The organism is Sphaerisporangium corydalis (genome assembly GCF_025506355.1).
GTDB lineage: Bacteria > Actinomycetota > Actinomycetes > Streptosporangiales > Streptosporangiaceae > Sphaerisporangium > Sphaerisporangium corydalis.
This window is the reverse complement of sequence record NZ_JANZYP010000016.1, coordinates 133,149-144,517: the sequence shown is the minus strand read 5'-3', so window position 1 is coordinate 144,517 and position 11,369 is coordinate 133,149. Positions and strand designations below refer to the sequence as shown.

Genomic DNA, 11,369 nt, shown 5'->3' with positions numbered 1-11,369 from the left:
TGTGATCGCTTCGGCGGCGAGATAGATCGCTGGGCCCAGGAGGAAGGTGGCAGCGGCGAGGGGGCGGAGCGGGTTCATGGTGTGTTCCATTTCCGTGTGGGTAACCGATTGGTCGGTCGCATTTGAAGGGAGAGGTGTGTTCGGAGGGTGAGTCACGGGGTCCAGGCGGGCTTTACGAGCTCGACAGCTCCTGGGCACACACCCTCACCCGCGATACCAGCCACCTCTAAAACCGCTGCCGGATCAGCCGCGATCATCGTGGCCCCAGTCGTCGTTCGAACCAGAGGTGGGCCAGGACTATCAGGGCCAGGTAGACCACGAGCATTCGGCCACTGACGGCGGTGGCGAGCAGGCCAAGCAGCAGTGGGGCCGCGATGCCTGTGGTGACCCGTGAGATCGTCCTCGGCAGGTCGGAGCCGTGGCTGGCGACGCCGGTGACCACGCCGAGGGTGAAGTAGGCCGCAACCGCGCCGCACAGCAGCCAGCGACCTTGCTCGGACAGTGGATCGGATGGTCGACAAGCAGGCCGGGCTGTCGCTCGCCCAGGCGTGGGGCGGCGGCCTGGTCGCCGCGGTCGACGGGATGCGGTTCGTCGTCCCCGTCCCGGCCGCCTTCGCCCGCCCCAACCGCAAGTATTTCGGCTCTAAACGCGGCATGACCTGGCTGAACGCTATGAACGACCGAGGCATGGGCCGCGGCGCGAGGGTCGTGTCGGGGACGATCCGCGACTCCCTGCACATGGTCGACGTCATCTTTGGCCTGGACGGCGGCGACCTACCCGAGATCGTCGTCTCCGACACCGGCTCTTACTCCGACCTGGTCTTCGGTCTCCTGGAGCTGCTGGGCATCTCCTACCGGCCTGCCCTCGCCGACCTCCCGGACCAGAAAGGCTGGCGGATCGACGCCTCCGCCGACTACGGGCCCTTGAACACCTTCGCCCGACGCAAGATCGACCTGCGGAAGATCCGCCGGAACTGGGAGGACATCCTCCGCGTGGTCGCCCCGATCCACACCGGCACCGTGCGCGCCTACGACGTCGTCACCATGCTCCAGCGCGACGGCCACCCCACCGCGCTCGGCGAGGCCATCGCCTCCTACCGCCGGATCTTCAAGACCCTGCACATTCTCCAGTTCATCGACGTGGACGAGACCTACCGCCGCGACATCAAGGACATCCGCAACCTCCAGGAGAACCGCCACTCCCTCGCCCGCAAGATCTGCCACGGCAAGAAGGGGGAGCTCTACCGCCGCTATGAGCGGACTGGATAACCAGCTCGGCGCCCTCGGCTTGGTTCTCAACCGCGCCACGCTCTGGACGACCGTCTACCTCGACGCCGCCGTCCGTCAGCTCAAAGCCCAGGGCTACCCCGTCCGGGACGAGGACATGGCCCGGCTCTCACCCTTCGTCCACTCCCACCTCGGCGTCCACGGCACCTACACCTTCGCCCTGCCTGACCTGGCCCCCGGCGCCAGTCGCGACCTGCGCGACCCCGACGCGGGCGAGGACGATGAGTCCCACCGGGTGACCCGGCGGACCGTGCCGCGGGCCAGGTCGTGGGCGAGCACGATGCGCGAAGCCCGCCCCATCTCGTGTTCGGCCACGACGTAGGGGTTGCCCGTCTCCCACGCCACCTCGCTCCAGGAGGCGTTCTCGGCGATGTCGACGGCCGCGCGGTAGGCCGGGGCGCCGTGCTCACGGGGCCGGTCTCCCATCGGCTCCCAGCACGAAGCGCAGCGCACGAACGCCACCTCTTGCGCCATCGCCGGGTCGGTGTCGGCCACGGCCGCCTGCACGCCCGCGGACGGGTCGGCGGTGTTGACGAGCGCGATGACGACCGGGCCGGTGAAGACCGTGTGCATGAACGAGCTGCGACACCCCGGGCACACCGCGCCGCGCGATCCGGCCGGTCGGCGCTCGCCGAGCAGGGTCTCCTCGGCGTGGCGCCGCTGCTCGGCTTCCTGGGCGGCCAGGTGGGCGTTCCAGACCTCGATCGCCGCGACGGGCAGCAGGGCCGCGGCGTTGCGGTCGGGGCGGCGGCGCAGCAGCACCGGCTCGCCCGCCCCGGCCCGCTCGACGAGCTTGCGGCGATCACCACGCGGACGTGGTGGACCTGGCCGCCCTGGACGACTTCCTCACCGGCTGGTGGCGCATCGCGGCGCGGGCGGTCGCCGACCCCGACGACTGGCAGCGCATGCACGCCGAGGCGAGCCGACAGGCGTAGCCTCAGATCGGCCCGGTCCGGCGTTGGTAAATGGTGAGCAGGGTGCTGTCGCCGTACACCGTCGCTTCGCTGAGCGTCCACGCGGTCTTGTCCGGCGTCTGTGCCCAGAGCTGGCGGCCGTGGCCGAGGACGAGCGGTGAGACCATGAGGTGGATCTCATCGATGAGGTCGAGGGCGAGGAGGCTCTGGGCGAGTTGGATGCTTCCGGCCACGGAGATCTCACCGTCGACCTCTTGCTTGAGCCGGGTCACGTCCTGTGCCAAGTCGCCGCTCAGCACGGTCGTGCCTGCCCACTCAGGGTTGGTGAGGGTGTGGGAGACGACGTATTTGGGCATGGTGTTGTACTTGTCGGCAAGCTCGCCCTCGTATTGGGGCCAGGCTGCGGCGAAGCCCTCGTAGGTCTTGCGTCCTAGCAGGAGCGCCGCAGCCTGGAGCGATTCGGTCTCTTTGTACCGTTCGCCGTCGGGTCCGCGGTCGAACTCGAAGCTCCAGTTCTGGTACTTGAAGTCCTCTCCGCCGGGTGCTTCCACAACGCCGTCGATGGAGATGAACTCGGTGAGCACGATCTTCCCCATGTCAGTTCTCCTTGATGAATGCGCGCAGCGCGGCGGCCAGCACGTCGGCGGTGGTCGAGTGCTGCTCACCGGATACCGGCGCGAGGGTAGAGGTGGGCAGGTGCGCGGCGATGGCGCGGGAGCCTGCGGCCAGGGCCGGCCAGGTGTCGATCCCGTGCATGATCAGGACCGGAATGTCGAGGTGATTCCACAGCTCGGGGCGCAGCGGCTTGCCGGAGAGGGTGTCGCCGACCTGACGGGCGTCGTAGGCGATCGTGGGGGCGATGGCCTCGAGTCCTGCCCAGAAGTCCTGCTCGCGCATCTCGGCGACTGCCTCTTCGGGCATCATGACTGCGGCGGTCATGAACAGGGCGACCGCATCTCCCGGTCTGCCGTCGGCGATGGCCGCGTCGAGGCGCTCGACGTAGTCGTCGGGCAGCGGGGGGCGGGCGTCGTCGACGGCCGCGTTCGGCTCGAACAGCGCAAGACGCGCGATCGGCACACCGTCTTGGGCGGCGTTGAGCGCGAGATTGGCGCCGGAGGACCAGCCGAACACAGTCGCCGGGCGCCCCTGGCCGGCCTGCTCGATGATCGCCTCAAGGTCTTCGAACTCGCGCTCGACGACGTAGGGCGGGGCGTCGGTACTCTCGCCGCGACCGCGCCGGTCGTAGTTGATGACCAGGAATTCATCGGCGAGCAGTTTCGCCGTCTCCTGGTTCACTGGGTTCGTAGCGCGATAGGCGGTCGCGCCGTCGATGATGACGATCGGGTCGCCGGCGCCCCACGCCGTGTAGGCGATGGTAGTGCCGTCGGCAGAGGTGACGATGCCTTCTGGCATTGGAGTGGCCTTTTCGTTGTGTGCGCGGTGACGGTCACCGCTTGCACACGACGCTATGAGCTGGCCGGATTCTCCGGCTTGTACAGAAGCGACAGTGAATCGGCAGTGGGGTCTGGCTGCCGCAGTTGCGTGGCAGTTCGGCCGATGAACCGTTGCAGGGAGCGGGCCAGGTGCGGCTGGTCGTAGTAGCCGAGCCGGTGCACGAGATCCAGGGCGGGGACCCCCGCCCCGAGCAGCACCGCAGCCTCCCGCGCCCGTTCGATCTGGCGGATCGCGCCCTGGGTGAGTCCGGTGGCCGCAGCCACGCGGCGCTGCACTGTCCGCGATCCGACCCGTGCGGCACCGCCCCACACCACCTCGTCCACGAGCGGGTCGCGGACCAGAACGCCGGCGCGCACGAGCTTCTCCACGAGCAGCTCCGCGTCGTCGAAGTCGGGGATCCGCCACTCCTCGTCGCGCAGGAGGAACGTACGTTCGGTCACGTGCGGACTGCCACAGCCACTGTCGACGAGCGCGCCGATCGGGAGATGGGGCATCGAGGTGCCATGCGCGAAGATGATCCCGAATGACTCCGAGTCGCCCATCGTCTCGGCACTCGATGCTGTCGTCTCCGGTCCGCGCACGGCGGCGTGTATGACGCCTTGCTGCTCCCAGAAGACCAGTTCCCAGGTCGACGTGGCGATCGAGGTCATCCGGCCCACCCCGGAGGTGCGGCCGCGCCAGACCCGTGCCACGTAGGGCGAGTCCGACCCGCGATGGTCACTCTCGATCGGCATGGTCCACCCCCTGGCTGATCGCCGTGCGCATGTGGTCAAGACCATCTACGCAAAGCGTGCGCCTTTGCCACCGTCGACAGTGAGCACCGTGCCCGTCCTGTTCAAGGTCGATCCTGCGTCACGCGGTGGGCATGACAACGGCGACCAGCATCTTGATGAGGACGTCGAGGATGGCGCAGAACTCAGACAAGGCCCTGTCGACGACGCGATTGGCGCGACGGTGCTTATCGTCTCATGCGACAAGAGCGAGCAGCGCAGTTGCGATCAGCAACCCGCTGAGCGTCGCATCCACGATCACCGCGACCACTGCGATCAAGCCGAGGACGACCATGGTGATGGCCACGGTGAGGTCGCCGGTGATGACGCCGGCCTCACCCAAGGGACGAAAGTTGAATACGCGACCTCACCAGTCCCAGACCCCGATTCCTGGCAACAAGGTATGGGAATCCGGGTGCTTGCCCGCACTAAGGCCCGGCATGCCGTCAAAGCCCGACCTCGTCTGAGGCCGGGCCCCTGGTCACTGCTTGGTGGGCGCAGCTCGCCGGACATATGGTTTGTCTTGCCACATGTCGGGCAAAGTCCGGACTGAGGCGATCGCCGAGATCGAACGGGTCCGCCAGGAAGTGACCGCGTTGCTGGCTCATGCCCAACGCCAGGCCTCCGAACGCCTGGATGCCGTTCAGGCGCGCCTTCACAATTCCCCTGATTTTTAGCCGCCGACCACGCGGCCAGCGGCCGTTGCGTCGGTGCTTGAGCTTGTGATCCGGGGCGAGGGCCTTGCCCGCCCCTTCCCCGGCGCCGCCCTCCAGGTGAAGCCATTTCAAGCCATCACGAATTCACGCGGTGATCAACAAGTGGGGCCAACTGGAACTGCCCTGATCACGCCCAGTCAGCGGCGACCCGCATCCGAACCGTCAGTGGCAGTAACGCGCGCCGCGGGGACTCGCTAACGCCACTGACGGTTCGGTTGCTGCTCAACCCCCACGCCCCGGAGAGATAACTTGCGGGAAGTCTAGTTCTCGTGAGTTGGGGCGATCGGTGAGGACGCAATGGATCGTCATTGTTGAATTTGAATTTCTGGAAATTAGAAAATGGTAGGGTCGGGCGTGTGACAGCGGAGACGGTGAGTGACGGGCGGAGCGGTGAGCGCGGCCGGGGGCGGGAGGGGCCGGAGGCGGGCGGGGCGGGAGTGATCCCCTGCAAGCACTGCGGGACGGCGATCGAGCGGCGCGCCGGGCGCGGCAGGCCCAAGGAGTACTGCCCCGAGAGTGACTGCCAGGCCGCCGCCAAAAGGGACCGCGAGCTACGGCGCGCCACCCCCGGTCTCGAAGGCAGCCTGGCCCGGGCCGAGGACCTCTACGACCGCATGGAGAAAGGGCTGGCGGCGGCCATCGCGCCGTTGGCCAACGTTCTGGCCGGGGAGCTCAGCCCCGCCGGGGTCGAGGCCAAGCTGAGCGCGGTCCAGGCCGAGGCCCACACCCGCGTGGCCATCGCCCGCACCGAGCGCGAACAGGCCCTGGAACAGGTACGGCTGGCCCGCGAGGCCACCGAGACGGCGCGCGCGGAGCGCGAGACCATGCGCGAGCGGATGAACGAGGCCCTGGCCGAACGCGAGACCGCCCTGTCGGACGCCGAGAACGCGCGCGAACAGGCGCTGGCCGCGCTCCGGGAGGCCGCGAGCACCGAACGTCATGCCAAGCAGGCCGCCGAGGAGGCCAACCGGCGCGCCGCACGTGCCGGTACGGCCCGCGACCAGGCGGTGCGGGAGATGAACGAGAAGGTCAAGGCGGCGAACACCGAAGCCAGGGACGCGCGCGCCGAAGCGCGGCAGGCCGGGCAGATCGCCGCACAAGCCGCCGACGAACGCGACACCGCGCGCACCGAGGCCGAGCTGGCCCGGCGCGCCCGGGTGGAGGCCGAGCAGGCGGCGGCGGGCGCGATCGCCCGGGCGCAGGCGGCCGAGGCCGAACGGGGCCGGGCGCAGACCCGGGCCGAGGCCGCCGAGCAGGCCCGCGCCGAAGCCGTGGGAGAGGCGGCCCGTTCGGCCGCCGACGCCGCCCAGGCCGGCGCCCGCGCCGTGGACGCCGAGCGCTCGGCCGAGGCCCGCGTCCGATCCGCCGTCGACACGGCGGCGGCCGAGACGGCACAGGCGCGCACGTCCGAACGCGCCGCGACCGCCGAACGCGACCGGGTGGCCGCCCTGCTGGAGGTGGAACGGGCCCGGGTCGCCGATCTACGCGCCCAGGCCGAGACACTCCGCACCGAATCCGCCCAGCTCCGCGAACGCGCGGTCACCGCGGAACTCCGCGCCCCCGCGCCATGATCAACGCCAGCCTCGCACGGCGATGCCGACGCCCTGGTCGGTGGCTGGGCGTGTCCGGCGTTCGACCGCGCCGCAGTTACGGACAGATGCGTGACACCGAGGTGTCATCCGGCCGGTAGCGGCGCGTGTGTGGCCGGGGTGGCGGAGGCGAGTTCGGTGTGCTGTCTTCTCGCCTGTTGAGCCCTAGCCAGGGGGCCCGGAGTGGCCAGGCTGCGGGATCAGGCGATGAGCAGGCGCAGGCCGAACTCTGCGGCGTCGAGGCCGGAGAGGGCGCGGTTGCGTGCGGCCCATCGGCCGGATGCGAGGTCATCACGGAGGCCGCGCACCGCCCGCTGCTCGGCGTCCGGGCCGACCCTGGCCCAGATCGACATGCCGCGGCGGACATGCTCGTCCAGGTATGCCTCGGGCCGGCGCCAGAAGGCGTGGTAGAAGCCGTCGGCGCAGTCCCACGGGACGAGCACCGGCTCGGTCCGGGCTCCGATCGCATCGACCAGCTCGGTCAGCGGAGGCCGGTCGGCCCAGAGGCCGGCGAACTCCGGCAGGTAGTCACGATTCAGCCAGAAGAGGTCGGCGTCACCGGCGTCGCAGGTGAACACGACCACGCGGCGAGCCACACGCCGTATCTCGCGCAGGCCCGCGATCGGGTCCTGCCAGTGATCGATGGTGGCGAAGGCCATCGCGGCGTCGAAGGACCGGTCCTCGAACGGGAGACTCTCCGCGGTGGCGTCGACGCACGGCGCCGCGCCTGCGGGGCGCTGTGCCCGCATGACCGCCGATGGCTCCACCGCGGTCACGTCGAGGCCGGGAGGCTCGTAGGAACCGGTGCCGGCCCCGACGTTCAGGACGGTCCGCGCATCGCCGAGCGCGGTCCAGATCTGCTCGGCGATCCGCGGCTCGGTGCGCCGCGTCACGGTGTAGGTGGCGCCGATGGCGTCATACAGCTGCGCGCCGGACATCAGGTCGCCTCCATCTCCGTCAGCAGATCATGTGGCAGTCTGCCAACCTGATGTATTGAGTCGATATATCGAAAAAGATATGACGTACACCATTCAGCCGCAAGATCCGGCCGAGACCCCTGCGAATCCCGGCGCGCGATGCCGGCGGGGCGTCGGCGATACTGTGGGCGTGGAGTACGTGCCCAGAGTGCCGCGACCGGCGCTGGACGGGCTGATCGACGACCTTTACTACCTGGAGGGCGCGCCGCCGTACGCCCGGCTGACGCTGCCGCCGATGCAGGCGGCGCCGAAGCGGCTGGCCCGCACGCACCGCTTCGCCGCCACCGTGTTCGCGATCGACCCCGCCGGACCGATCGACTGGGGCGACCTCGCCAGTGGCGCGGGCTACTTCGACCAGGCCCACTTCGGCCACGAGTTCCGGGCGTTCACCGGGCTCACGCCGACCCGGTACGTCGAAGTCCGGCGGCGGTTCATGCGCGAACATCCCGGCCACGTGATGGACGGCTGGCCGCTGCCGGCCGATTGATTTCGTACAAGAGCGGCAGCTCACGACACGCTAATTTGGGGCATCCCAAAGCAGAGGAGAGCCCTGTGGGCAAGGTGGTCATGTACAGCTCGGTGTCGGTGGACGGGTTCGTCGCGGACGAGAATGACCAGCCCGGACCGCTGTTCGACTGGTTGTCCAGCGGTGACGTCCCGTTGGACGAGAGCGGCGAGCTGAAGGTGTCGCAGACGTCCTTCGACTACACCCGGGCGTACTGGGACCAGATCGGAGTCACGATCGTCGGCCGCCACGTCTTCGACCTGACGGACGGCTGGGACGGGAAGCCGCCGGGCGGCATCGACCACGTGGTCGTCGTGTCGCACCGGCCGGAGCCCGAGGGCTGGGACGCCGCGGCGCCGTTTCACTTCGTCGACGGCGTCGAGGCGGCCGTGGCCAAGGCGCAGGAACTCGCGGGTGACCGCATGGTCGAGGTCGCCGCCGGCGACGTCGGCGGCCAGGTGCTCGCCGCGGGCCTGGTCGACGAGGTGCGCATGGACGTGGTCCCCGTCGTGTTCGGGTCCGGCAAGCGCTACTTCGGCTCGGTCCACGCGCAGCACCTGTTGGAGGATCCTGACGTGGTGATTCAGGGCAACCGGGTGCTTCACCTGCGCCATCGGGTGCGCCGTTGACCGATCTGACCGGGTATGCGAAAAAGCCCACTTGCCGTAGGTGAGGTGCTGGGTGGATCGGCGTCGGCCGCCCGACCAGGAACGGCGATGCGCGAACGCGGCCGGAGACCCGATCTCGTGTCACCGTTACGAGCGAACGCCGCGGGCGTACCCTTTCCGGGTGAGCATCGACGCGGCCGAGACGTCGGCGTCCCGACTGCGGAACACGATGGTCGACCAGCTCGTCCGATGGCGCTCGCTGCGGACAACGCAGGTCGAGGCCGCGATGCGTGCGGTCCCCCGACATCTGTTCGTCCCCGACGCCTCGATCGAGAAGGCCTATGCCCAGGACGGAGTCGTCACCCACCGGGGGACGGACGGCCGACCTCGCAGCATGGCCTCCGCCCCGGCGGTCGTCGCGCAGATGCTCGAGCAACTCGACGTGCGGCCGGGCCATCGCGTCCTGGAGATCGGCGCGGGGACGGGCTACAACGCTGCGCTCCTCGCGCACCTGGTGGGCCCAGGCGGGCGGGTGACGAGCATCGACATCGACGAAGACGTCGTCGAGGGAGCCCGGAGCGGACTCGCGGCGGTCGGCTGCGACAACGTGCACCTGATCTGCGGCGACGGCGAGTACGGCCATCTCGGCGACGCCCCCTACGAGCGGCTCGTCGTCACCGCGGGCGCCTGGGACGTGCCGCCCGCGTGGACCGACCAGCTCACCGTGGACGGCAGGATCGTGGTGCCGCTGCGGGTGCGGGGGCTGACTCGTTCGGTCGCTCTGGAACGCGAGAACGGCTTCTTGCGGAGCCGGTCCATGCGGTACTGCGGGTTCATCCCGATGCGAGGCGCTGGGCACTGCCCAGAACCCACTCTCAAACTCAGCGACGACATCGAGGTGTACCTGCGACTCGACGACCGGCGATCCGCAGACGCCGAGTCCCTGCGAAACGCTCTTGATCACCCCGCCCATCACACTTGGCTGGGCGTGACCGCCAGCGAGGAGGAACTCGGCCACTTTGAGTTCTGGCTGGCCACCATGGACGGGTGGAGTCTGCGCGTACGGCCCACACGGCAAGGAACTGGCCGATCGTCTCGCCGATCCGATCCGCAGGTGGGACCGTGAGGGCCGATCACTGACCGACATCTGGATCGAGGTCCACCCAGCCGGAACCCTCCCGAACGTCGATGGCCACCTGATCGCGGACAAGCACCACACGCGCGTGATCGTCAGGACCGCCCGTCCAGTCAGCTGAGTCCCGAAACGCCCATCAGCGGCAGCGGTCGTGTGCGGTACGGGGCGGCCGCAATGGGCCTGGTCGTGAGCCGATCCCCCACATCCTGGCCGGCGCCCGGTCGCCCGATCCGCCTCGTTCCGGCAAGGGCGTCGTCAGCCTGTCGGGGCGGTCTGGCCGCCGCCGAACACCTCTTCGACGAGCCTTTGTGTCGCCTTCTGGAAGGCCTCGGCCAGGGACAGGGTGGCGTCGTCGACGTAGTTCAGTGTGGCGGTCAGGGTTTTGCGGCCGTCGGGCGTGCTGTACATCAGCGCGCCGTGGCCCGCCATGCCGCCGTTGTGGGTGATGACGGTGCCGCCGTTCTCTCCCGCTTCCTGTACGAACACCCCGAGGCCGTAGCCGGCCACCGGATGTGGCGTGCACATCTCGGCCAGCAGCGGGGCCGGCAGGAGCTTGCCGCCCAGCAGTGCGGAGATGAACGTGTGAAGGTCCTGGGTGGTCGAGATCATGTCACCGCCGCTGGAGATCCAGGAAGGGTTCTGGCGGGTGACGTCGACGATCTTCTGCTCGCCGGCCTCCTCGTACCGGTAGTAGGCGTGGGCGTACGGCTCGGGGATCTCCGGCTGGGTGGTCGGCGCCACGGTGCCCGACAGCCCGAGCGGCCCAAGGACCAGCCGTCGCAGCTCCTCGGCGACCGGGCGGCCGGTGACCTTCTCGATCAGCAGCCTGAGCAGCACGTAGTTGGTGTTGGAATAGCTCCAGTCCGTCCCCGGTGCGAACCGCGCCGGCTTGGACAGCGCGAGCCGTACCAGTTCCTCCGGCAGGTAGGTCGTGAACCGGCCGTCCACCCACTCCTGGCCCGCGGTCGTGGCGGGGATCCCCGGTGCGAACGTCCCGTCGTCGTAGTACTCGCCGGTGAAGTTGAACACCCCGCTGGTGTGCTGCAGCAGCATCCGCACCGTGATGCGCCGGTCCAGCCCGAACCCGGGCAGGTGGTCATCCGCCGGGTCGTCCAGCTTGATCACGCCTTCGGCCACCAGTCGCAGCACCACGGTCGCGGTGAAGGTCTTGGTGTTGCTGCCGATCCGGACGTGTCCGTCGGCCGGCGGCTTGGCGGTCTCGCCCAGCTCGCGCACCCCGGCGCTGCCGACCCACTCCCCTCGTTCATCGTGCACGCGCAGCGTCAACCCGGTGATGCCGGAATCCACGACCTCCTCGATGATCTTCTGCAGCTCCGGGCGGTCCTGGTCGGAAAAAGTCATGGTGGTGTGCTCCTTGAGAACTCTCAATCGAACGGAAAGGATCGCCGCGCC

The 11,369-nt window shown here is 69.2% G+C and carries 14 protein-coding genes and 1 pseudogene; 7 read left to right on the top strand and 8 right to left on the bottom strand.

What is annotated here, in order from left to right:
* Positions 1 to 253: 253 nt before the first annotated feature.
* Positions 254 to 442: a hypothetical protein gene (locus NYZ98_RS14445; protein WP_262843262.1), complete on the bottom strand. Its 189-nt coding sequence runs from the start codon at positions 440 to 442 to the stop codon at positions 254 to 256.
* A gap of 68 nt (positions 443 to 510) precedes the next feature.
* On the opposite strand from NYZ98_RS14445, the pseudogene NYZ98_RS14440 reads away from it, so the two are divergent.
* Positions 511 to 1,378: pseudogene (locus NYZ98_RS14440) on the top strand (Tn3 family transposase); the annotation flags it as partial.
* Positions 1,379 to 1,434: 56 nt separating this feature from the next.
* On the opposite strand, the gene NYZ98_RS14435 reads toward NYZ98_RS14440, so the two are convergent.
* Positions 1,435 to 2,049, bottom strand: coding sequence for a hypothetical protein (locus NYZ98_RS14435; protein ID WP_262843261.1), 615 nt, complete (start codon positions 2,047 to 2,049; stop codon positions 1,435 to 1,437).
* A gap of 53 nt (positions 2,050 to 2,102) precedes the next feature.
* Here NYZ98_RS14435 and NYZ98_RS41525 point away from each other — a divergent pair, with 53 nt between their 5' ends.
* Positions 2,103 to 2,222 (top strand): DUF6247 family protein, encoded by a 120-nt coding sequence (locus NYZ98_RS41525; RefSeq protein WP_380707879.1) that lies wholly within the window; start codon positions 2,103 to 2,105, stop codon positions 2,220 to 2,222.
* A gap of 2 nt (positions 2,223 to 2,224) precedes the next feature.
* Here NYZ98_RS41525 and NYZ98_RS14430 read toward each other — a convergent pair whose 3' ends face one another.
* The 4 genes from NYZ98_RS14430 to NYZ98_RS14415 all read right to left on the bottom strand — a co-directional run bounded on the left by NYZ98_RS14430 (position 2,225) and on the right by NYZ98_RS14415 (position 4,769).
* Positions 2,225 to 2,797, bottom strand: a complete 573-nt coding sequence (locus tag NYZ98_RS14430; protein WP_262843260.1) for a dihydrofolate reductase family protein — start codon at positions 2,795 to 2,797, stop codon at positions 2,225 to 2,227.
* A 1-nt stretch (position 2,798) separates the two neighbouring features.
* Positions 2,799 to 3,614 (bottom strand): alpha/beta fold hydrolase, encoded by an 816-nt coding sequence (locus NYZ98_RS14425; protein WP_262843259.1) that lies wholly within the window; start codon positions 3,612 to 3,614, stop codon positions 2,799 to 2,801.
* Positions 3,615 to 3,667: 53 nt separating this feature from the next.
* A complete protein-coding gene (locus NYZ98_RS14420) occupies positions 3,668 to 4,390 on the bottom strand; it encodes an AraC family transcriptional regulator (protein WP_262843258.1) in 723 nt (240 codons plus the stop codon).
* Positions 4,391 to 4,622: 232 nt separating this feature from the next.
* Positions 4,623 to 4,769 (bottom strand): hypothetical protein, encoded by a 147-nt coding sequence (locus NYZ98_RS14415; RefSeq protein WP_262843257.1) that lies wholly within the window; start codon positions 4,767 to 4,769, stop codon positions 4,623 to 4,625.
* Between the two features lie 187 nt (positions 4,770 to 4,956).
* On the opposite strand from NYZ98_RS14415, the gene NYZ98_RS14410 reads away from it, so the two are divergent.
* Together NYZ98_RS14410 and NYZ98_RS14405 are read left to right on the top strand one after the other, a co-directional pair.
* Positions 4,957 to 5,103: a hypothetical protein gene (locus NYZ98_RS14410; protein WP_262843256.1), complete on the top strand. Its 147-nt coding sequence runs from the start codon at positions 4,957 to 4,959 to the stop codon at positions 5,101 to 5,103.
* A 395-nt stretch (positions 5,104 to 5,498) separates the two neighbouring features.
* A complete protein-coding gene (locus NYZ98_RS14405) occupies positions 5,499 to 6,713 on the top strand; it encodes a coiled-coil domain-containing protein (protein ID WP_262843255.1) in 1,215 nt (404 codons plus the stop codon).
* A 218-nt stretch (positions 6,714 to 6,931) separates the two neighbouring features.
* Here NYZ98_RS14405 and NYZ98_RS14400 read toward each other — a convergent pair whose 3' ends face one another.
* Positions 6,932 to 7,669 carry a class I SAM-dependent methyltransferase gene (locus NYZ98_RS14400; protein WP_262843254.1) on the bottom strand — a complete coding sequence of 246 codons (738 nt, stop codon included), beginning with the start codon at positions 7,667 to 7,669 and terminating at the stop codon, positions 6,932 to 6,934.
* A gap of 169 nt (positions 7,670 to 7,838) precedes the next feature.
* Here NYZ98_RS14400 and NYZ98_RS14395 point away from each other — a divergent pair, with 169 nt between their 5' ends.
* The 3 genes from NYZ98_RS14395 to fxlM all read left to right on the top strand — a co-directional run bounded on the left by NYZ98_RS14395 (position 7,839) and on the right by fxlM (position 9,947).
* Positions 7,839 to 8,195, top strand: coding sequence for a helix-turn-helix domain-containing protein (locus NYZ98_RS14395; protein WP_262843253.1), 357 nt, complete (start codon positions 7,839 to 7,841; stop codon positions 8,193 to 8,195).
* A 65-nt stretch (positions 8,196 to 8,260) separates the two neighbouring features.
* Positions 8,261 to 8,842 carry a dihydrofolate reductase family protein gene (locus NYZ98_RS14390; RefSeq protein ID WP_262843252.1) on the top strand — a complete coding sequence of 194 codons (582 nt, stop codon included), beginning with the start codon at positions 8,261 to 8,263 and terminating at the stop codon, positions 8,840 to 8,842.
* Positions 8,843 to 9,002: 160 nt separating this feature from the next.
* A complete protein-coding gene (gene fxlM, locus NYZ98_RS14385; RefSeq protein ID WP_262843251.1) occupies positions 9,003 to 9,947 on the top strand; it encodes a methyltransferase, FxLD system in 945 nt (314 codons plus the stop codon).
* Positions 9,948 to 10,211: 264 nt separating this feature from the next.
* Here the strand turns inward: fxlM and NYZ98_RS14380 are convergent, their stop codons facing one another.
* On the bottom strand, positions 10,212 to 11,318 hold the full coding sequence (locus tag NYZ98_RS14380; RefSeq protein WP_262843250.1) for a serine hydrolase domain-containing protein: 1,107 nt from the start codon (positions 11,316 to 11,318) through the stop codon (positions 10,212 to 10,214).
* Positions 11,319 to 11,369 lie beyond the last annotated feature (51 nt).